Origin of the sequence: Enterobacter sp. R-25, assembly GCF_049913205.1 — a bacterium.
Lineage (GTDB): Bacteria > Pseudomonadota > Gammaproteobacteria > Enterobacterales > Enterobacteriaceae > Enterobacter > Enterobacter ludwigii.
On record NZ_CP183982.1, the window covers coordinates 1,280,111 to 1,300,863 of the forward strand.

Below are 20,753 nucleotides of genomic sequence, written 5' to 3' on the forward strand. Positions count from 1 at the left end.
ATTATTGGTCCTCCGCCGCAGCGGCGGCCGGGTTTTCAGCCGGCAGTTCGGTGTTGTTATCACCCAGCATAATGTGGTCGAGGATCTGGCGCATGATGGTCCCCACGGCCGGACCTGCGCCGCCGTTTTCCAGAATCATCGCCACCGCAACCTGCGGGTTATCATAAGGGGCAAAGGCCGTCATCAGCTTATGGTCACGCAGACGTTCAGCAATGCGGTGCGCGTTATAGGTTTCATTGGCTTTCAGACCGAAGACCTGCGCAGTACCGGATTTGGCGGCCACTTTATACGGTGTGCCGGCGAAATACTTATGTGCGGTCCCGTTCGGGCGGTTCGCCACGCCGTACATACCGTCTTTGGCAATTTCCCAGTAACCGGAATGAATGTCACCCACCGGGGCTTCATGCGGCTGGATCCACGGCACTTTTTTGCCGTCTTCAACCGTACTTTGCAGCAGGTGCGGAACTTTCACTACGCCATCGTTGATGAGGATCATCATCGCTTTGTTCATCTGAATCGGGGTCGCCGTCCAGTAGCCCTGACCGATACCCACCGGAATGGTATCACCCTGATACCACGGCTTCTTAAAGCGCTTCAGCTTCCACTCACGGGTTGGCATGTTACCGGAACGTTCTTCTGAAAGGTCAACGCCGGTGTAATGTCCATAGCCGAATTTGCTCATCCACTCTGACAGGCGGTCAATGCCCATGTCATACGCAACCTGGTAGAAGAAGGTATCCGCAGACTCTTCCAGCGATTTGGTAACGTTGAGGTGACCATGGCCCCATTTTTTCCAGTCGCGATAGCGTTTTTCAGAGCCTGGTAATTGCCACCAGCCCGGGTCAAACAGACTGGTATTGCGGTTGATGACGCCCGCGCTCAGCGCAGAGACCGCCACGTACGGTTTTACCGTTGACGCTGGCGGGTAAACCCCTTGTGTGGCGCGGTTCACCAGCGGCGTATTCGGGTCATTGAGCAGACCGGAATAGTCTTTGCTGGAGATACCATCGACAAAGAGGTTCGGGTCGTAGCTTGGCATGGACACCATCGCCAGAATGCCGCCGGAACGCGGATCGGTGACGACAACGGCAGCACGGCTGCCCGCCAGTAAGGTTTCAATATACTGCTGCAGCTTGAGGTCGAGCGTCAGGTAGACGTCATGCCCCGCCTGCGGTGGCACTTCTTTGAGCTGGCGAATGACGCGGCCACGGTTGTTAACTTCAACCTCTTCATAGCCGGTCTGCCCGTGCAGGACATCTTCGTAGTAGCGTTCGATCCCCAGCTTACCGATATCGTGCGTCGCTGCGTAGTTCGCCAGTTTGCCGTCTTTATCGAGGCGTTCAACGTCTTTATCGTTGATCTTGGAAACGTAACCAATGACATGCGTCAGCGCGGAACCATAAGGGTAGTAGCGACGCTTGTAACCTTTCACTTCCACGCCGGGAAAACGATACTGGTTCACGGCAAAGCGGGCCACCTGGACTTCCGTCAGGTTCGTTTTAACCGGGATTGAGGTGAAACGGTGGGAGCGGGCACGCTCTTTTTTGAACGCGGCGATATCATCGTCGGTCAGATCGACAACGCCTTTTAGCGCTTCAAGCGTATCCTGCACATTATCGACTTTTTCCGGCATCATTTCGATTTGATAAATGGTGCGGTTTAACGCCAGCGGAGTGCCGTTACGGTCGTAGATAATGCCGCGGCTGGGCGCGATGGGCACCAGCTTGATACGGTTTTCGTTTGAACGCGTCTGATAATCGGTAAAGCGGACAATTTGCAGATTATAGAGGTTGGCGATCAGCACGCCGGTAAGCAGCAAAATCCCCGTAAAGGCGACCAGCGCCCGGCGCACAAACAGCGCGGACTCAGCCGTATAGTCGCGAAAAGAATTCTGTAGTTTCATCCGCTGCTTAATCTACCCTGGTCAGTCACTACTCGCGGTGATATGGGTGGTTGGTAGTAATGCTCCACGCGCGATACAGGCTTTCTGCCACCAGTACCCGAACGAGCGGGTGGGGAAGCGTCAGCGCGGAGAGAGACCAACTTTGTTCTGCCGCCGCTTTGCAGGCAGGAGATAACCCTTCAGGCCCGCCAATCAACAGACTGACGTCACGACCATCCTGCTTCCAGCGCTCCAGTTCGTGCGCCAGCTGCGGCGTATCCCAGGGTTTACCTGGAATATCGAGGGTGACGATGCGGTTTTTGCCTGCGGCAGCCAGCATCAGCTCTCCCTCTTTATCGAGAATACGTTTGATATCGGCGTTCTTGCCGCGTTTCCCGGCGGGAATTTCCACCAGTTCGAACGGCATGTCTTTTGGAAAACGACGCAGATATTCAGTAAAACCGGTTTGTACCCAGTCCGGCATTTTGGTGCCGACGGCGACCAGTTGCAACTTCACGCATTAACCCCAGAGTTTTTCCAGCTCATACAGGCGACGGCTCTCTTCCTGCATGACATGGACAATCACATCGCCGAGATCGACAACCACCCAGTCAGCGGTCGCTTCACCTTCAACGCCAAGCGGTAACAGGCCTGCTGCACGCGATTCCTGAACAACGTGGTCGGCAATCGAAACAACATGACGCGTTGAAGTACCGGTGCAGATAATCATGCAGTCGGTGATGCTGGATTTACCCTTAACGTCGATAGCGATGATGTCCTGACCTTTCAGGTCATCAATTTTGTCGATAACAAAATCCTGGAGTGCTTTACCCTGCAAGTTTTCCCCCTGGGGTGAATGAGATTGTATAACTATGAATTCGTGGCCAGACAGTATACCTGAACTGACGCCAGTGTCGGGACAAATGTCTCCGGCCGGGCTTTTGAAGGCGGGTATCATCCCACCCTCCGCCTGAGATTGCATCGCCATTTTTGTAAAACAATTTCTGTAAAGCAATGATCGGCGGGAAAGTCTGGCAGCGGAGGATAACAGTATGGCTTAACCTGTCAAGGCAGGATAATCATTACGCCGCTTTTTCATGCGCCCCCGCTATGCGTCTGCGCTTTTCTGATACAACCCATGCGCGTGAATGTAGTCCAGCACAGCTGATGGCAGCAGATCGTCACAGGCTAATCCCTGCTGCAGACGCTCGCGAATGAGGGTCGCAGAAATATCGAACCACGGCGTCTCTGCCAGATAAATCTTCCCGGCAGGCTGGTTGTGCAAGTCTTCAATATTGTCTGTGAGATGCGCCTCAAGCCACTGCTGATACTGCTCTTCTCGCATGGTCAGCGGATAGCCCGGACGGCGACAGACAAGCAGGTGGCTGTTTTCCAGGATCGTTTCATACTGGTGCCAGGTGGGAAAATTGAGCAGGGAGTCCTGACCAATAATAAAGGCCAGCGGCGTGTCCGGCCCTTGCTCCGCTCGCCACTCCTGCAGCGTTTGCGACGTCCAGGACGGTGTGTCGCGGCGCAGTTCTCGCTCATCAAGGCTAAAAAGCGGTTTATCCGCGATGGCCAGAGCGAGCATCTCTTTTCTCTGCTCGCTGCTCGCCTCAGGTTGCGGACGGTGTGGCGGCACATTATTGGGCATGATGATTACGCGCTGAAGGCCGATCAGATTCGCCAGAATTTCAACCGGCTTCAGATGTCCGTAATGGACCGGGTCGAAGGTACCACCGTACAGGGCCTGTAAAGAATGCATACTATCCATCGATAAATACGTCTGCCAGCGCCTTATGGCAGAGCAGCAAAGAGAGACTTTCCAGCTCCGCCCAGACCGACTGACCATAATCTTGTTTCAACGTAAGCTCAGCGCGCATCAGAAGCTGCACGGCCTGACGCAGCTGTTCATGACTCAGGCGGTTGATGGCCTCGGTGGTCATCGCCCGACGGTTTTGCCACACCCGATGTTTATCAAACAGCGAACGTAATGGCGTATGTGCAGACTGACGCTTGAGCGTAATCAGCAGTAATAATTCACGCTGAAGGGTGCGCAGCAAAATAACCGGTTCGCTACCTTCCAGGCGCAGCTGTTGCAGTATATGCAGGGCGCGTTTGCTTTTCGCTGCCAGCAGCGCATCCACCCAGTGGAAGGGCGTAAAGTGCGCGGCATCGTTAACGGCCTGCTCCACGCGTGGCAGTGTCAGCTTACCGTCTGGCCAGAGCAGGGAGAGCCTGTCCAGCGCCTGAGCCAGTGCCAGCAGGTTGCCTTCATAGCAGTAGCAGAGGAGCTGGTTTGCGGCGTCGTCCAGCTGAAGATTGTTTTGCTTCGCTCTTGTCGCGACCCATTTTGGCAGATGGGCTTGCTCAGGCGTCTGACAGGTCACCATAACCGCATTGGCCGCGAGCCGGGTAAACCAGGCCGCGTTTTCCTGCGCTTTGGTGAGCTTGTTGCCGCGCACAATAAACAGCAGATCGCTGTGCAGCAGACTGACCAGCGTTGCCAGCTGTTCATTGATGGCCGCGTTAGGGCCATTCTCCGGCAGCAGGATCTGGATGGTCTGGCGCGATGCGAAGAGGCTCATCGCCTGGCAAAGCGAGAAGAGGGCATTCCAGTCGGTGTTGTTATCCAACTGGACGGTGTGGTGTTCATCAAAGCCCTGCGCGGCCGCCGCCTGTCGGACGGCATCCAGGCTTTCCTGAAGTAATAACGGATCGTTTCCGAGAAGCAGATACGCCGCGCGCAGCCCTTCATTGAGCTGCGCGCGGAGTTGTTCAGGATACAGCCTGATCATCAGTTACCCATGGAGGCAGAAACAGGAGGCGTGGTGGCATCCGGTTTTTCGATGATGTCAGAACCCTGTTTCGTTGACGCGGCAACGCCCGGCAGCTTACGGATCAACTGCTCTGCGGCCTTGTCGTACATTTCTTTGATGATAATCTGCTGCTCGGCGTCTTTTGCCAGAGCCGTCTGCGGGTTATCGAAGAACGAACGGTACACTTTCGTGCTGATTGGGTAGATGTCTTTACCCGGGATCAGGACGGCGGCATTAACCGACAGAACCATCTGATACTCCGCGGTACGGCCGTCCTGGAAAATGGACGCCGTGTCTTGAGCTAAGGCTGAGCTCAGAACGCGCAGGGATGGAATATCCTGACGTAACGTCCCTTTCTCAATCAACTCAACATCGTTAAGCCGCAGCTGGTTTCGAATTGCCCGGCTGAGTGGACCATTCGGATCCGATGAGTCGAAAATCATCGTTTTCATTTCAGCAGGCACTGCCGTGGTATTGCGCAGATGCCAGCCACAACCAGCGGTGACAAGCACCGCCAGAGATAAGAGTATTGTTGCCAGTTGTCGCACGTTTCCTCCCGCGCTTAGCCAACGACCAGATTCAGCAATTTACCCGGTACGTAGATCACTTTACGTACGGTAACGCCCTCAAGATATTTCGCAACCAGATGTTCCTGGCCTGCGCGTTCGCGAACCTGTTCTTCGGTAGCATCGACCGCCACGGTAATTTTACCGCGAACTTTGCCGTTAACCTGGACCACAACCAGCGTGGTGTTTTCCACCATCGCGGATTCGTCAGCCACTGGCCACGGTGCGTTGTCGATATCGCCTTCGCCTTTCAGCTCCTGCCAGAGGGTGAAGCTGACGTGCGGGGTGAACGGGTTCAACATGCGAACGACGGCCAGCAGCGCTTCACGCATTAAGGCACGATCCTGCTCGCCGTCCTGCGGGGCTTTTGCCAGCTTGTTCATCAGTTCCATAATAGCCGCAATTGCGGTATTGAAGGTCTGACGACGACCAATATCATCGGTCACTTTTGCAATCGTTTTATGAACATCACGACGCAGCGCCTGCTGATCTTCAGTCAGTGCCGCGACGTTCACTGCCGGAGCATCACCCTGAGAGGTGTGCTCGTAAACCAGTTTCCAGACACGCTTCAGGAAGCGGTTAGCCCCTTCAACGCCCGATTCCTGCCATTCCAGGGTCATGTCAGCCGGAGAGGCAAACATCATAAACAGACGCACGGTATCTGCGCCGTAACGCTCAACCATCACCTGAGGGTCGATGCCGTTGTTTTTAGACTTCGACATCTTGCTCATGCCGGTATAAACCAGTTCATGACCTTCGGCGTCTTTCGCCTTCACGATACGGCCTTTCTCGTCGCGCTCAACGATCGCGTCAACCGGAGACACCCAGTTACGCTCGCCGTTCGCCCCGACGTAGTAGAAGGCATCTGCCAGCACCATTCCCTGACACAGCAGCTGTTTTGCTGGTTCATCAGAATTGACCATGCCTGCGTCGCGCATCAGCTTGTGGAAGAAGCGGAAGTAGAGCAGGTGCATGATGGCGTGTTCAATACCACCGATGTAGATGTCCACAGGAAGCCAGTAGTTTGCTGCATTGGAATCCAGCATGCCTTCCTGATACTGCGGGCAGGTGTAACGCGCGTAGTACCATGACGATTCCATAAAGGTATCAAAGGTGTCAGTTTCACGCAGCGCTGGCTGGCCGTTAACGGTCGTTTTTGCCCACTCAGGATCGGCTTTGATCGGGCTGGTGATACCGTCCATGATCACATCTTCCGGCAGGATCACCGGGAGTTGATCTTCTGGCGTTGGCATCACGGTACCATCTTCCAGCGTCACCATTGGGATAGGTGCTCCCCAGTAGCGCTGGCGAGAGACACCCCAGTCGCGCAGGCGGTAGTTGACTTTACGCTCACCGACGCCCAGCGACGCTAACTTGTCGGCAATCGCGTTGAAGCCATCTTCAAAGCTCAGACCGCTGAATTCACCCGAGTTGAACAGGGTGCCTTTTTCGGTCAGGGCTTGTGCGGAGAGGTCTGGCTCAGAACCGTCAGCCGCGAGGATGACAGGTTTAATGGTCAGGCCATATTTGGTGGCAAATTCGTAGTCACGCTGATCGTGGCCTGGAACGGCCATGACGGCGCCCGTACCGTACTCCATCAGCACGAAGTTGGCTGCCCAGACAGGGATTGCTTCGCCCGTCAGGGGATGGATGGCCTTAAAGCCGGTATCAACGCCTTTCTTCTCCATCGTCGCCATGTCGGCTTCGGCCACTTTGGTGTTGCGGCACTCGTCGATGAAGGCCGCCAGTTCCGGGTTGTTTTCCGCGGCTTTCTGCGCCAGCGGGTGACCAGCGGCCACGGCCAGATAGGTCGCACCCATGAAGGTGTCCGGACGGGTAGTGTAGACGGTCAGGGTCCGATCGTCGTTCTCAACGTTGAAGGTGATCTCCACGCCTTCTGAACGGCCGATCCAGTTACGCTGCATAGTCTTGACGGTATCAGGCCAGTGATCCAGATTATCCAGATCGTTCAGCAGCTCGTCAGCGTAGGCGGTGATTTTGATAAACCACTGCGGGATCTCTTTACGCTCAACTTTGGTATCACAACGCCAGCAGCAGCCGTCGATAACCTGCTCGTTCGCCAGTACGGTCTGGTCGTTCGGGCACCAGTTAACGGCAGAGGTCTTCTTGTACACCAGGCCTTTTTTGTACAGCTCGGTGAAGAATTTCTGCTCCCAGCGGTAGTATTCCGGGGTGCAGGTCGCCAGCTCGCGGCTCCAGTCATAGCCAAAGCCCAGCATTTTGAGCTGGTTTTTCATGTACGCGATGTTGTCGTACGTCCACGGGGCAGGTGCCGTGTTGTTTTTGACCGCCGCGCCTTCTGCAGGCAGACCAAACGCATCCCAGCCGATTGGCTGCAGGACGTTTTTGCCGAGCATACGCTGATAGCGGGCAATCACATCACCAATGGTGTAGTTACGCACGTGGCCCATGTGTAGTCGACCAGAAGGATAGGGAAGCATCGACAGGCAGTAATACTTCTCTTTGCTCTCGTCTTCGGTTACTTCAAAGGTGCGCTTCTCGTCCCAGTGTTGCTGGACTTTTGATTCTATCTCTTCCGGGCGGTATTGCTCTTGCATGGCAGCCAGTGGTCCTGTTTTCAATACAGCTACAAATGTAGCCAATGGATGTGGTAATTCAGATCCGCATAGCATAGCCCAAACGCCCGCGCCAAAACAGCCTTTCGCACAAATGCGCGCGTGAGGAATTTGTCGGGTCTGTGGTTCATCTGGCAAAGCGGTGGCTAAATAAGGTCTATTATTAGAGTCAGTTACTTACCCGGGAGGCAAAATGATGAACAAGGTTGCTCAATTTTACCGAGAACTGGTGTCAACACTGACGGAACGGCTGCGTAACGGCGAGCGTGATATCGATGCGCTGGTGGAACAGGCGCGGGCCCGCGTGACGCAAACGGGTGAGTTAACGCGAACCGAAGTGGAAGAGGTGACGCGCGCCGTACGCCGCGACCTGGAAGAGTTTGCGCGAAGCTACGAAGAGAGTCAGAACGAGGTTACCGACAGCGTTTTTATGCGGGTAATTAAAGAAAGCCTGTGGCAGGAGCTGGCGGATATCACCGATAAAACGCAGCTGGAGTGGCGTGAAGTCTTTCAGGATCTCAACCACCACGGGGTCTATCACAGCGGAGAAGTGGTCGGACTGGGGAATCTGGTGTGCGAGAAATGCCATCACCACATTGCGGTCTATACGCCGGATGTGTTGCCGCTGTGTCCAAAGTGTGGACACGATCAGTTCCAGCGTCGGCCGTTTGAGCCCTAAGTAAAAGCCTCCCTCTCCCTGCAGGCCAGGGGGAGGGCATCAGGCCGCAGAGCAGTCTATCATGCCCGGTGGCCTTCGCTTACCGGGCCTGGCTGTAATAGTTGAGTCTTTCCGCCAGCAAATCCACGAACGCTTCCCGGTCAATATCCACCATCAGCGTGGTATTGGGTTGATTGCCCGTCAGCGAATAGTAGTCCACCACCGTCATACCCTGAGTGTATTTCCCCTGGGTTTCCACGCCCACCCACCGTTCTACCGTGGTAAACATCTCCGGTTTGAGCAGCCAGGCAATGGTGCACGGATCGTGCAGCGGCGCGCCGTGAAAACCCCATTTCTCGGCTTTGTGATACGCCATAAAGAAGTCCAGCAACTCCGCGACGGTTGTCGCCACCGGGTTGCCAATGGCACGAAAGCGCGCAATGTCGTGCGCCATTATTTGTGCGCGATGGGTGACATCCAGGCCGGCCATGACAATCGGCAGGCCAGACTGGAAGACAATCTCTGCGGCTTCCGGATCGACAAAAATGTTGAACTCCGCCGCTGGCGTCCAGTTCCCGAGTCCCATTGCGCCGCCCATGATCACGATTCGGGCGATTTTACTGTGCAATTCCGGATGGCTGTTCAGCAGCAGCGCAACGTTGGTTTGCGGGCCGGTGGCCACCAGCGTGACCGGTTCCGCGCTTTCACGCAGCACTTTCGCCATCAGTTCTACGGCGGTGCAGGGTTGCGCTTCAAACCCCGGTTCGGGCAGTGCCGGGCCATCCAGCCCACTCTCACCGTGCACGTTGTCGGCAATGATCAGATCGCGCATGAGCGGTTTGACGGCACCACCGGCGACCGGTATATCGGTGCGTTTGAGCAACGTCAGCATACGCAGGACGTTACGCAGCGTTTTCTCCGGGGTCTGGTTTCCGGCAGAGGACGTAACGGCTTTGACGTCCAGTTCAGGGGAGGCAAGTGCAAGGACGAGGGCGATCGCGTCATCATGACCCGGGTCGCAATCGAGAAGGATAGGTTGTGCCATAGCGTGCTCCATACGTAGCATTATTTTGTGACAAGGTTAACGCTGCAATGTGACGCCGACGAGAAGAAGAGAGCTAAAGCGTGAAGCAGTGCGCAATCCGCAGATTGCGCACCGGGGAGATTAGTGCAGGATTTTGGCGAGGAAGTCTTTTGCTCGCTCGGATTTTGGATTGGCGAAGAACTCTTCTTTCGGCGAGTCTTCAACAATCTTCCCTTCGTCCATGAAGATCACGCGGTTCGCCACTTTGCGGGCAAAGCCCATTTCGTGGGTCACCACCATCATCGTCATCCCTTCGTGCGCCAGCTCAACCATTACGTCCAGCACTTCGTTGATCATCTCGGGATCGAGAGCAGAAGTCGGTTCATCAAACAGCATGGCGACCGGATCCATACACAGGGCCCGGGCAATAGCCACACGCTGCTGCTGACCGCCAGAGAGCTGCGCCGGGAATTTATCAGCATGCGCAGAGAGCCCCACGCGTTCCAGCAGCTTCAGACCTTTATCGCGCGCGAGCTTTTTATCGCGTTTCAGCACTTTTACCTGCGCCAGCGTCAGGTTCTCGATAATGGAGAGGTGCGGAAACAGCTCAAAGTGCTGGAACACCATGCCGACGTGGGAACGCAGCTGAGCAAGGTTGGTTTTCCTGTCATTGACTTTGGTGCCGTTGACGAGGATCTCTCCTTGCTGCACCGGCTCCAGGCCGTTAACGGTTTTGATCAGCGTGGATTTACCGGAGCCGGATGGCCCACATACCACCACCACGTCACCTTTTTTCACTTCGGTTGAGCAGTCGGTCAGCACCTGAAAGTGCCCATACCATTTAGAAACATTTTTCAGGGAAATCATTATACAGTCCTTTTCTTCAGCCAGCTGACCAACAGCGACGCGCTTAAACTAATCACAAAATAGACGCCACCCGCGAAGAGCACCATTTCGACCTGCGTACCATCACGTTCACCGATGGTAGACGCGGTACGGAAGAAGTCTGCCAGGCTCAGTACGTAGACCAGAGAGGTATCCTGGAACAGTACGATGCCCTGGGTCAGCAGGAGGGGAACCATGGCGCGAAACGCCTGCGGCAGAATAATGAGCTGCATGGATTGCCAGTGCGTCATCCCCAGCGCCAGCGCGGCGCTGGACTGCCCACGGGAAATACTCTGAATACCCGCGCGGATAATCTCTGAATAGTAAGCAGCCTCAAACATTGAGAACGCGACCATCGCGGAGATCAGGCGGATATCGGTTTTCGGCGACAGCCCCAGCACGTTTTGCAGAAAGCCGGGAACAATCAGGTAAAACCACAGCAGTACCATCACCAGTGGGATGGAGCGGAAAACGTTAACGTAAGCGGTGGCAAACCAGGCGAACGGTTTAAAGGCCGACAGGCGCATGACCGCCAGCAGGGTGCCCCAGACGATACCCACCACAATAGCAATCACGGTGATTTTTAAGGTGATCAGCAGGCCATCCAGCAGGTAAGGCATGGATGGAACGATAGAACTCCAGTCAAATTCGTACATTATTTGCCCCCCAGATTGCCCGGCAGGCGGATTTTGCGTTCAACCAGGTTCATCACCAGCATGATGAAAGTGTTAATCAGAACATAGGCGAGTGTGATCGCCGTGAAGGATTCCCACGCGTGGGCGGAATAATCCAGCAGCTTGCCCGCCTGTGCGGCCATATCCACCAGACCGATGGTCGAGGCGATGGCCGAGTTTTTCACCAGGTTCATCATCTCAGACGTCATCGGTGGAACAATGACGCGGTAAGCGTTAGGCAGCAGTACATAGCGGTAAGTTTGTGGCAGCGTCAGGCCCATCGCCAGGCCAGCATTTTTTTGTCCGCGCGGCAGTGACTGAATGGCGGCACGCACCTGCTCGCAAACGCGCGCGGCGGTGAAGAGCCCCAGGCAGAGCATGGAGGAGACAAAGAACTGCACGTTCGGATCCAGTTCCGACTTAAACCACATGCCAATATTTTCCGGCAGCAGTTCCGGGACGACCAGATACCAGGTGAAAAATTGCACAATCAGCGGAACGTTACGGAACAGTTCCACATACAGGGTGCCGAGAGATGAGAGAAAACGGTTAGGCACGGTGCGCAAAATACCGAACAGTGAACCGACAAGAAACGCGATAATCCACGCCGTGATCGATAAGGCGACGGTAACCTGAAAACCGCTCCACAGCCAGCCAAGATAGGTGGTGTTGCCGAACGGGGCTTGTTGCAGGAATATGCCCCAGTTCCAGTCTATTGACATAATAAACTCCAGAAAAAAAAGGGTAGCAGCGCTACCCTCGAAGATTGGTGAGAAGCTCATTTTTCGCGCTGAGTGGGGAACGACCACTCAACGTATAGTCTGTCCATGCTTCCCGACAATCGAGAGGGCAGGAGATCCCGCCCCTGTTGTTCTAATTAGTTAAGAGCCTTGTCGTTTGGTGATTTGAACAGCGCTTTCATGTCGTCAGACAGTTCGAAGTTCATGTTAAGATTTTTGGGTGGAATCGGGTTCTTGAACCATTTATCGAACCATTTTTCCGCTTCACCGGAGGTCTGAACCTGAGCGATGGTGTCATCGATCAGCTTCTTGAACTGCGGATCGTCTTTACGCAGCATACAGCCGTACGCTTCTTTAGATTGCGCCGTGCCGACGATATCCCAGTTGTCTGGTTTCTTCGCTTTTGCACGTTCGCCTGCCAGCAGGGCATCATCCATCATAAACGCCACAGCACGGCCACTTTCCAGGGTACGGAAAGAGTCGCCATGATCTTTCGCGCTGATGATGCGCATATCCATTTTCTTCTCGTCGTTCAGCTTGTGCAGCAGCACTTCGGAAGTGGTACCGGAGGTAACAACGACGGCTTTGCCTTTCAGGTCCGCAAAGTCTTTGATCTCGCCGCCTTTCTTGGTCAGCAGGCGGGTGCCCACGACGAAGATGGTGTCAGAGAAGGCAGCCTGTTTCTGACGCTCAAGGTTGTTGGTGGTGGAACCGCACTCAAAATCGAACGTGCCGTTTTGCAGCAGTGGAATACGGTTTTGTGAAGTGATTGGAATCAGCTTCACCTGCAGGTCAGGTTTGTTCAGCTTTTTCTTCACAGCTTCAACGATAGCGTTGGAGTAATCCTGTGAATAGCCCACGACTTTTTGCGTGTTGTCGTAGTAAGAGAACGGGACAGAAGATTCACGGTGGCCGACCACGATCACGCCGTTTTTGGCAATCTTGTCGAGAGTGCTCCCGGCAGCCGGAGCATCTTCAGCGTGAACGACGCTTGCCGACATCCCCATAACCAGCATTGCTGTGGCCAGTTTACGTAATTGCATACCCAACTCCTTTCTTATCAGCGCCAGTGACGCATTGATACCCATTGTGATGTTGTTATATCTCGCGCTATGCGAGTGCAGTGTTATGCAAGCTTGTTAACATTTAGTCTGGCTTAATGTAAAGATTTTGCTGCGTTATTGTTTATTTTTGCGAAGCGCGCCGCACCAATCAGAGGCAAATATCTCTCGTTGCACCGTTTCGGTGCTACCGGTGATCTACGCTGGTGCGACGAAGTTGCACGTTAAGCCAAACTGCGTTTACGTGGGGAAATAAAGCAAGAGACGTGCCAGAAATGCCCTCTCCCAACGGGAGAGGGGAAGGGAGGGGAAATTATCGACGACGCTGACGCAAGCTCATCAGCACCGCGCCAAATCCGAACAGCGCGGTCAGGATCCACAGCGGCCAGTTGCCGGTGCGGGCATAAGGCGTCAGGCCCGTCGCAGGCGTGACGTTGGTCGTCAGCACTTCACGGGTGAACTGCGGGATCATGGCCTGGATTTCGCCCTGCGGGCCAATCACGGCGGTAATGCCGTTGTTGGTGCTACGCAGCAGCGGGCGCGCCAGCTCCAGGGAGCGCATCCGCGCCATCTGGAAATGCTGCCACGGGCCAATCGACTTACCAAACCAGGCATCGTTGGAGATAGTCAGCAGGAAGTCAGTGTCCGGACGGAAGTTATCGCGCACCTGCTCGCCGAGGATAATTTCGTAGCAGATGGCCGCCGTCAGGGCAAAACCGTGCGCATGCAGCTGGGGCTGAACGTACGGGCCACGGCTGAATGAGGACATCGGCAGGTCAAAGAACGGTGCTAACGGGCGCAGAATGGACTCCAGCGGTACAAATTCGCCAAACGGTACCAGGTGATTCTTGTTATACCGGTCAGTGGAGTTGTAGCTGTATTCGCTGTCTTTACCCAGCGTAATGATGGTGTTGTAGGTGTCATAGCGGTTCTGCTGATTCAGACGCGCATCGACAATCCCGGTAACCAGCGTACTGCCGCGAGCCAGCAGTAGATCGTTCATCATGTTCAGGAACGGCTGCTGGTTAATTTCCAGATCCGGAATCGCCGACTCTGGCCAGATGATCAGCTGCGATTTACCCATGACCGCCTCGGTGGCGTTAGCGTAGATCTTCAGCGTGTTCAGCAGCTCTTTCTCGTCCCATTTCATTGACTGAGGGATATTCCCCTGCACCATTGAAATCTGTGTAGTGCGCTCTGGCACCAGGCTGTACCACTGGATATAACGCAGTGGGAAAGGCAGGGCAACCAACACCAGCGCCACGACCAGCGTCTTCCAGTTATGTGTGACAAGCGCCAGGACCAGCAGTCCGCTCACCACCATCAACAGGAAGTTAATCGCTTCAACGCCCATTACCGGAGCAAGCCCCTTTAGCGGGCCATCAATCTGACTGTAACCGAACTGCAGCCACGGGAAGCCAGTCAGTACCCAGCCGCGAAGGAACTCGGTAATTTGCCAGACAACCGGCGCAGCAATGGCAACGCGCAGCCAGGTGGTTTTTGGCCACAGGCGAGAAAGGATACCCGCGAACAGACCGGTATAGAGCGAGAGATAAGCGGCCAGCAGTACCACGAGGAAGACGTTAACGGGTCCTGGCATACCGCCAAACTGAGCGATGCTGACATAGACCCAGTTGATGCCGGAGCCAAACAGCCCCAGTCCCCAGAAGTAGCCAATCGCTGCCGCCTGGACGGGACGACGATTCAGGGTTAAACCCTGAAGTCCCATCAGGGAGAGAATGGCTGCAGGCCAGATATCGTAAGGAGAAAAAGCCAGCGTTCCGCTGGCTCCGAGTAACAGCGCCAGCAGCAAACGTACGCGCTGGCGTTCAAGTAATGGGGCAAATGCCATTTACATTAATCTTCCAGTTTTGGCACCGGTGAGTCGTCCGGCGTTCTGACATGAACCTGTATAATACGTCGGCTGTCGGCCATTGCCACTTTGAACTGGTAACCGTCGATGTCAACGGTCTCGCCGCGTGCCGGAAGGTGGCCAAAGGCCTGCATCACCAGCCCGCCAATAGTATCGACCTCTTCATCGCTGAAATGGGTACTAAAAGCGTCGTTAAAGTCTTCAATCGAGGCCAGCGCGCGAACGGTCCAGGTGTGACGGCTAAGCTGACGGAAGTCGATATCTTCTTCTTCGTCATACTCATCTTCGATTTCGCCCACGATCAGCTCAAGGATATCTTCGATCGTGACGAGACCGGAAACGCCACCAAATTCATCAATAACAATCGCCATGTGGTAGCGCTGAGAGCGAAACTCTTTCAGCATCCGATCCACACGTTTACTTTCCGGCACAACCACGGCCTGGCGTAACACTTTTTCCATGCTGAAGGCTTCGGCATCGCTGCGCATAAACGGCAGCAGATCTTTCGCCATCAAAATCCCTTCAATGTGATCTTTATCTTCGCTGATGACCGGGAAACGCGAGTGTGCGGATTCGATGATCACATCGAGGCACTCGTCCAGAGTCTGGTTACGTTTCAGGGTGATCATCTGCGAGCGGGGGATCATGATGTCGCGAACGCGCTGGTCGGCGATGTCCATTACCCCTTCGAGCATTTCGCGCGTATCTTCATCGATAAGGTCGTTTTGCCCGGAATCACGAATCAGCTCCAGCAGTTCGTCACGGTTTTTAGGTTCGCCGTGGAAAAGCTGGTTCAGAATGAGGGAGAAAAATCCCTTTTTGGTGTTTGTCGTGTCGCTACTGTGTGAATTGTCGTCGCTCATGGCGTTTGTTAAGGGTTCTCTTGTTAGTTCAACGTTTACCGCCGCGCTATTTCCCTACGCGGCGGCATGTTAGTCAGTCGGTCGACTGACTATTCTTTCTCGGCAATGTACGGATCCTCATAGCCCAGAGCAAGCATTATCTCTGTCTCGAGGGACTCCATCTCTTCCGCTTCGTCATCTTCAATATGGTCGTAGCCGAGAAGATGCAGGCTACCGTGTACCACCATATGCGCCCAGTGGGCTTCCAGCGGTTTTTGCTGCTCTTTAGCTTCCTGTTCCACGACCTGGCGGCAGATGATCAGATCGCCCAGCAGCGGTATCTCAATTCCCGGTGGGGCTTCGAAGGGGAAAGAGAGCACGTTGGTCGGCTTATCTTTCCCGCGGTAGGTCAGGTTAAGCTCATGGCTTTCGGCTTCATCCACCAGACGAATCGTGACTTCTGATTCTTCCTGAAACTGGGGGATAACCGCATCCAGCCATGTCTGAAACTGTGCCTCTTCTGGCAAGCCGGAATTATCGTCACATGCCAGTTGTAAATCGAGGATCACCTGACTCATTTTTGTTCTTGCTCCTGCGCTTCGCGCTTACGTTCTGCGGCCAGTTCGGCCTTACGCTTCTGATCTGCTTCTTCCCATGCTTCATAAGCGTTAACGATGCGCGCCACAACCGGGTGACGGACCACGTCTTCGCTGTGGAAGAAGTTAAAGCTGATTTCGTCGACGTCGGCCAGCACTTCAATGGCATGGCGCAGACCCGATTTGGTGCTGCGCGGCAGGTCAATCTGCGTGACGTCACCGGTAATAACCGCTTTTGAGTTAAAGCCGATACGTGTCAGGAACATTTTCATCTGTTCGATGGTGGTGTTCTGGCTTTCATCGAGAATAATGAATGCATCATTCAGCGTACGGCCGCGCATATAGGCGAGCGGGGCAACTTCAATAACGTTACGCTCAATCAGCTTCTCAACTTTCTCAAAGCCGAGCATCTCGAACAGCGCGTCGTATAACGGACGAAGGTAAGGGTCAACCTTCTGGCTCAGATCGCCTGGCAGGAAGCCCAGTTTTTCACCCGCTTCCACCGCCGGACGGGTCAGCAGGATGCGACGAATCTCCTGGCGTTCGAGCGCATCAACCGCCGCGGCAACGGCCAGATAGGTTTTACCCGTACCCGCCGGGCCCACACCGAAGGTGATGTCATGGTCGAGAATGTTGGCGATGTACTGCGCCTGGTTTGGCGTACGCGGCTTAATGACGCCACGTTTGGTCTTAATATTGATGGCCTTGCCATAGTCCGGCACACTTTCTGCGCTTTGCTCAAGCACGCGCGCCTCTTTGATCGCGAGGTGGATCTGTTCTGGCTCAATATCCTGTATTTCACCGCGCATTGGGGCGGTATCCACATACAGGCTACGCAGAATATCCGCAGCGGCGTTGACGCAGAGAGGGCGTCCGGTGAGTTTGAAATGATTATCGCGACGATTGATTTCGATACCCAGACGTCGCTCCAGTTGTTTGATGTTGTCATCAAACGGCCCGCACAGGCTCAGCAGGCGAGCGTTGTCTGCTGGCTCAAGGCTAATTTCACGCGTATCTATGTTCAAGCTGTTCCTCTTTGATTGTTTAACTGACCCGGTGCCACCTGGCGTAATAAAACGGTCATTACCGAAATTATTCACGCCATAGAATAAAGGCGCAAGCGTTGCGGAAGATATTGGGGGCGATGAGAGGAAATACAAGGCCTGCCGAAACGGCAGGCCGGATGGCGTTATGGCTGGTAAATACCGACGCCAGCGTCGCTTTCTTTGCGGGTGCGGGACATGACGGATTCCGGCGACTGTGCGATGCGCAGACCCATTTCGTCTTCGGTACGGACCACTTTCGCGCGCAGGGAGTTGGTCAGCACGTCGACAATCTCTACGTCCACAAATTTACCGACCATGTCTGGCGTGCCTTCAAAGTTCACGACGCGGTTATTTTCGGTGCGTCCTGACAGTTCCATAATGCTCTTACGGGAGGTGCCTTCCACCAGAATACGCTGGACGGTGCCGACCATGCGACGGCTCCAGGCGTTGGCCTGCTGGTTGATACGCTCCTGCAGAATATACAGACGCTGCTTTTTCTCTTCTTCCGGCACATCGTCGACCATATCGGCCGCAGGAGTACCTGGACGCGCTGAGAAGATAAAGCTGTAGCTGACGTCAAAATTCACTTCGCCAATGAGCTTCATCGTGCGCTCAAAGTCATCCGTGGTTTCGCCCGGGAAGCCAACGATAAAGTCGGAGCTAATCTGGATGTCAGGACGGGCTTCACGCAGCTTGCGGATGATGGATTTGTACTCCAGTACCGTATGTGGACGTCCCATCAGGTTCAGCACGCGGTCGGAACCGCACTGAATCGGCAGATGCAGGAAGCTCACCAGCTCTGGCGTGTCGCGATACACATCAATGATGTCATCGGTAAATTCCATCGGGTGGCTGGTGGTGAAGCGAAGGCGGTCGATGCCGTCGATCGCGGCCACCAGGCGCAGCAGTTCTGCAAAGCTGCCGGTGGTACCGTCGTAGTTCTCGCCGCGCCAGGCGTTGACGTTCTGGCCCAGCAGATGAATTTCACGCACACCCTGTGCCGCCAGTTGCGCCACTTCAAACAGAATGTCGTCGGTCGGACGGCTCACTTCTTCGCCGCGGGTATACGGTACGACACAATAGGTGCAGTATTTGTTACAGCCTTCCATAATGGAGACGTAGGCTGTTGGACCATCCGCGCGTGGTTCTGGCAGACGGTCAAATTTTTCTATTTCCGGGAAGCTTACGTCAACCACCGGGCGGCGATTCTCGCGAACGGCGTTGATCATCTCCGGCAGGCGGTGCAGCGTCTGCGGGCCAAAAATAATATCAACATAGTGAGCACGCTGGCGGATCAGTTTGCCTTCCTGAGAGGCCACACAGCCACCCACGCCAATGATCACATCGGGTCTTTTGCGTTTGATAAGCTTCCAGCGGCCCAGTTGATGGAACACCTTCTCCTGCGCCTTCTCACGGATCGAACAGGTATTGAGCAGCAACACGTCCGCTTCGTTCGCGTTGTCAGTCAGTTGATACCCGTGCGTGGCATCCAGCAGATCGGCCATCTTGGATGAATCGTATTCGTTCATCTGACAGCCCCAGGTTTTTATATGGAGTTTTTTTGTCATCGACTTGCTCATGCTCAGGAATGCAGGGCGCGTATTGTAATGCTTTGCTGCGGTTGTGACCAGTATGAAGGTTGTCAACCTCAAGACCGAAAAAATCCGGTAAACTTAAGGTATATACCATTAAGGATAATTGACCATGACTCACCAACAAACCGAAATTGCCGTTGTCGGCGGCGGTATGGTCGGCGGCGCACTCGCGCTGGGGCTGGCGCAGCAGGGATTTGAGGTGACGGTTATCGAGCAGGCTGCCCCTGTTGCGTTTGACCCGACGGCAAAGCCGGATGTGCGAATTTCAGCTATCAGCGCCGCCTCTGTCGATCTGCTGCGCGGGCTGGGCGTCTGGGATGCCGTGCTCGGGATGCGCGCGCACCCTTACAGCCGTCTCGAAACCTGGGAGTGGGAGAATGCGCATGTCGCGTTTGATGCCGCTGAACTGAAGCTGCCCCGCCTGGGCTATATGGTGGAAAACACGGTCCTCCAGCTGGCGCTCTGGCAGGCCCTGGAGGCGCATCCGAAAGTGGCGCTGCGCGTCCCGGCGTCACTTAAAGCACTGCATCCCCACGAAGGCGGGTATTTGCTTGAGCTGGATAAGGGTGATGAGCTGGCCACGAAGCTGGTTGTCGGAGCGGATGGTGCCAACTCACAGGTCAGGCAAATGGCGGGAATTGGTTTTCATGCCTGGCAGTACCAGCAGGCGTGCATGCTGATCACCGTGCAGTGTGAGAATGACCCGGGTGAGAGCACCTGGCAGCACTTTACCCCGAATGGCCCGCATGCCTTTTTACCGTTGTTTGATCGCTGGGCGTCGCTGGTGTGGTATGACAAACCGGCGCGCATTCGTCAGTTGCAGGGGCTTTCAATGGAGCAGTTGCAGCGAGAGATCCATCAGCACTTCCCACGCCGTCTGGGCAACGTCATGCCGGTTGCCGCCGGGGCGTTTCCGCTTACCCGTCGCCATGCATTGCAGTATGCCCGTGCAGGGCTGGCGCTGGTGGGGGATGCGGCACACACCATTCACCCGCTGGCGGGGCAGGGCGTGAACCTGGGATACCGTGACGTTGAGGCTTTACTGGATGTGCTGGGCAATGCGCGCGCTCACGCGGAGGCCTGGGCCAGCCATCCGGTACTGAAACGTTACCAGACGCGGCGTATGGCGGATAACTTTATCATGCAGTCCGGGATGGATCTGTTTTACGCCGGGTTCAGTAACGATCTTGGTCCGGTGCGCATTCTGCGTAACATTGGGTTGATGGCGGCGGAGCGTGCCGGTGGGCTGAAGCGTCAGGCGCTGAAGTACGCGTTAGGCCTTTAATCTGAGTGCCTTCTCCTGCGGGAGAGGGCTTTCGGATGCGGTACATAATCCAACAAAAACAAAAAAGCCCGCAGAGCGGGCTTTTTTGTTACTAAGTGGCTGGGGTGCAGGGATTCGAACCCCGGAATGCTGGTATCAGAAACCAGAGCCTTACCGCTTGGCGACACCCCAATTGCGTTAAACAATGCGCTTAACGACTTTTTTAAATTGGCTGGGGTACGAGGATTCGAACCTCGGAATGCCGGAATCAGAATCCGGTGCCTTACCGCTTGGCGATACCCCAACAATTTTTTCTCGTCTACCGAATCATTCGACAGATGATTAATTTGGTGGCTACGACGGGATTCGAACCTGTGACCCCATCATTATGAGTGATGTGCTCTAACCAACTGAGCTACGTAGCCAGTACTGCAATCTTCGATGGCTGGGGTACCTGGATTCGAACCAGGGAATGCCGGTATCAAAAACCGGTGCCTTACCGCTTGGCGATACCCCAATACCGCGGAGAACCGCAAAATCGAAGAAATATGGCTGGGGTACCTGGATTCGAACCAGGGAATGCCGGTATCAAAAACCGGTGCCTTACCGCTTGGCGATACCCCATCCGTGC

The 20,753-nt window shown here is 54.9% G+C and carries 19 protein-coding genes and 5 tRNA genes; 2 read left to right on the forward strand and 22 right to left on the reverse strand.

The window, feature by feature from the left end:
* Position 1: 1 nt before the first annotated feature.
* The 7 genes from mrdA to leuS form a co-directional block, all read right to left on the reverse strand.
* Complete coding sequence (gene mrdA, locus ACN9MQ_RS06055) at positions 2–1,903, reverse strand: peptidoglycan DD-transpeptidase MrdA (RefSeq protein ID WP_014169119.1); 1,902 nt, start codon at positions 1,901–1,903, stop codon at positions 2–4.
* A 28-nt stretch (positions 1,904–1,931) separates the two neighbouring features.
* On the reverse strand, positions 1,932–2,399 hold the full coding sequence (gene rlmH / locus ACN9MQ_RS06060) for a 23S rRNA (pseudouridine(1915)-N(3))-methyltransferase RlmH (protein ID WP_003858701.1): 468 nt from the start codon (positions 2,397–2,399) through the stop codon (positions 1,932–1,934).
* 3 nt (positions 2,400–2,402) lie between these two features.
* Positions 2,403–2,720: a ribosome silencing factor gene (gene rsfS, locus ACN9MQ_RS06065; RefSeq protein ID WP_003858696.1), complete on the reverse strand. Its 318-nt coding sequence runs from the start codon at positions 2,718–2,720 to the stop codon at positions 2,403–2,405.
* A gap of 270 nt (positions 2,721–2,990) precedes the next feature.
* A complete protein-coding gene (nadD, locus tag ACN9MQ_RS06070) occupies positions 2,991–3,656 on the reverse strand; it encodes a nicotinate-nucleotide adenylyltransferase (RefSeq protein WP_014169121.1) in 666 nt (221 codons plus the stop codon).
* Complete coding sequence (gene holA, locus ACN9MQ_RS06075; protein WP_251884260.1) at positions 3,649–4,680, reverse strand: DNA polymerase III subunit delta; 1,032 nt, start codon at positions 4,678–4,680, stop codon at positions 3,649–3,651. The genes nadD and holA overlap by 8 nt, the downstream gene beginning before the upstream one ends.
* On the reverse strand, positions 4,680–5,249 hold the full coding sequence (lptE, locus tag ACN9MQ_RS06080; protein ID WP_251884259.1) for an LPS assembly lipoprotein LptE: 570 nt from the start codon (positions 5,247–5,249) through the stop codon (positions 4,680–4,682). The genes holA and lptE overlap by 1 nt, the downstream gene beginning before the upstream one ends.
* 14 nt (positions 5,250–5,263) lie before the next feature.
* Positions 5,264–7,846 carry a leucine--tRNA ligase gene (gene leuS / locus ACN9MQ_RS06085; RefSeq protein WP_063214894.1) on the reverse strand — a complete coding sequence of 861 codons (2,583 nt, stop codon included), beginning with the start codon at positions 7,844–7,846 and terminating at the stop codon, positions 5,264–5,266.
* 214 nt (positions 7,847–8,060) lie between these two features.
* On the opposite strand from leuS, the gene ACN9MQ_RS06090 reads away from it, so the two are divergent.
* Positions 8,061–8,543 (forward strand): zinc ribbon-containing protein, encoded by a 483-nt coding sequence (locus tag ACN9MQ_RS06090; RefSeq protein WP_154818710.1) that lies wholly within the window; start codon positions 8,061–8,063, stop codon positions 8,541–8,543.
* A gap of 79 nt (positions 8,544–8,622) precedes the next feature.
* Here the strand turns inward: ACN9MQ_RS06090 and rihA are convergent, their stop codons facing one another.
* The 10 genes from rihA to miaB form a co-directional block, all read right to left on the reverse strand.
* The gene (gene rihA, locus ACN9MQ_RS06095) at positions 8,623–9,567 is read right to left on the reverse strand and encodes a pyrimidine-specific ribonucleoside hydrolase RihA (protein WP_020884993.1); all 945 of its coding nucleotides are present in this window, start codon (positions 9,565–9,567) and stop codon (positions 8,623–8,625) included.
* A 120-nt stretch (positions 9,568–9,687) separates the two neighbouring features.
* Positions 9,688–10,413, reverse strand: coding sequence for an amino acid ABC transporter ATP-binding protein (locus ACN9MQ_RS06100; RefSeq protein WP_014169127.1), 726 nt, complete (start codon positions 10,411–10,413; stop codon positions 9,688–9,690).
* Positions 10,413–11,087 (reverse strand): glutamate/aspartate ABC transporter permease GltK, encoded by a 675-nt coding sequence (gene gltK, locus ACN9MQ_RS06105; protein ID WP_014169128.1) that lies wholly within the window; start codon positions 11,085–11,087, stop codon positions 10,413–10,415. Before gltK ends, ACN9MQ_RS06100 begins: the two co-directional genes overlap by 1 nt.
* Complete coding sequence (locus tag ACN9MQ_RS06110; RefSeq protein ID WP_020884992.1) at positions 11,087–11,827, reverse strand: amino acid ABC transporter permease; 741 nt, start codon at positions 11,825–11,827, stop codon at positions 11,087–11,089. The genes gltK and ACN9MQ_RS06110 overlap by 1 nt, the downstream gene beginning before the upstream one ends.
* A 155-nt stretch (positions 11,828–11,982) precedes the next feature.
* Positions 11,983–12,888: an amino acid ABC transporter substrate-binding protein gene (locus ACN9MQ_RS06115; protein WP_020884991.1), complete on the reverse strand. Its 906-nt coding sequence runs from the start codon at positions 12,886–12,888 to the stop codon at positions 11,983–11,985.
* A gap of 331 nt (positions 12,889–13,219) precedes the next feature.
* Positions 13,220–14,758 carry an apolipoprotein N-acyltransferase gene (lnt, locus tag ACN9MQ_RS06120; RefSeq protein ID WP_032681424.1) on the reverse strand — a complete coding sequence of 513 codons (1,539 nt, stop codon included), beginning with the start codon at positions 14,756–14,758 and terminating at the stop codon, positions 13,220–13,222.
* 5 nt (positions 14,759–14,763) lie between these two features.
* Positions 14,764–15,642 (reverse strand): CNNM family magnesium/cobalt transport protein CorC, encoded by an 879-nt coding sequence (gene corC, locus ACN9MQ_RS06125; RefSeq protein WP_014169132.1) that lies wholly within the window; start codon positions 15,640–15,642, stop codon positions 14,764–14,766.
* A gap of 89 nt (positions 15,643–15,731) precedes the next feature.
* Positions 15,732–16,199 carry an rRNA maturation RNase YbeY gene (gene ybeY, locus ACN9MQ_RS06130; protein ID WP_138613530.1) on the reverse strand — a complete coding sequence of 156 codons (468 nt, stop codon included), beginning with the start codon at positions 16,197–16,199 and terminating at the stop codon, positions 15,732–15,734.
* Complete coding sequence (locus ACN9MQ_RS06135; RefSeq protein ID WP_020884987.1) at positions 16,196–17,242, reverse strand: PhoH family protein; 1,047 nt, start codon at positions 17,240–17,242, stop codon at positions 16,196–16,198. The genes ybeY and ACN9MQ_RS06135 overlap by 4 nt, the downstream gene beginning before the upstream one ends.
* 164 nt (positions 17,243–17,406) lie before the next feature.
* Positions 17,407–18,831 carry a tRNA (N6-isopentenyl adenosine(37)-C2)-methylthiotransferase MiaB gene (miaB, locus tag ACN9MQ_RS06140; protein ID WP_020884986.1) on the reverse strand — a complete coding sequence of 475 codons (1,425 nt, stop codon included), beginning with the start codon at positions 18,829–18,831 and terminating at the stop codon, positions 17,407–17,409.
* A 136-nt stretch (positions 18,832–18,967) separates the two neighbouring features.
* Here miaB and ubiF point away from each other — a divergent pair, with 136 nt between their 5' ends.
* Entirely contained in the window at positions 18,968–20,143 is a 1,176-nt protein-coding gene (gene ubiF, locus ACN9MQ_RS06145; RefSeq protein WP_426021308.1) for a 3-demethoxyubiquinol 3-hydroxylase, read from the forward strand.
* A 96-nt stretch (positions 20,144–20,239) separates the two neighbouring features.
* On the opposite strand, the gene ACN9MQ_RS06150 is transcribed toward ubiF, so the two are convergent.
* The 5 genes from ACN9MQ_RS06150 to ACN9MQ_RS06170 all read right to left on the reverse strand — a co-directional run bounded on the left by ACN9MQ_RS06150 (position 20,240) and on the right by ACN9MQ_RS06170 (position 20,746).
* A tRNA-Gln gene (locus ACN9MQ_RS06150) sits at positions 20,240–20,314 on the reverse strand.
* A 37-nt stretch (positions 20,315–20,351) separates the two neighbouring features.
* Positions 20,352–20,426 (reverse strand) — tRNA-Gln (locus ACN9MQ_RS06155).
* Positions 20,427–20,470: 44 nt separating this feature from the next.
* Positions 20,471–20,547, reverse strand: a tRNA-Met gene (locus ACN9MQ_RS06160).
* Positions 20,548–20,564: 17 nt separating this feature from the next.
* Positions 20,565–20,639, reverse strand: a tRNA-Gln gene (locus ACN9MQ_RS06165).
* Positions 20,640–20,671: 32 nt separating this feature from the next.
* Positions 20,672–20,746, reverse strand: a tRNA-Gln gene (locus ACN9MQ_RS06170).
* Between the last annotated feature and the right edge of the window lie 7 nt (positions 20,747–20,753).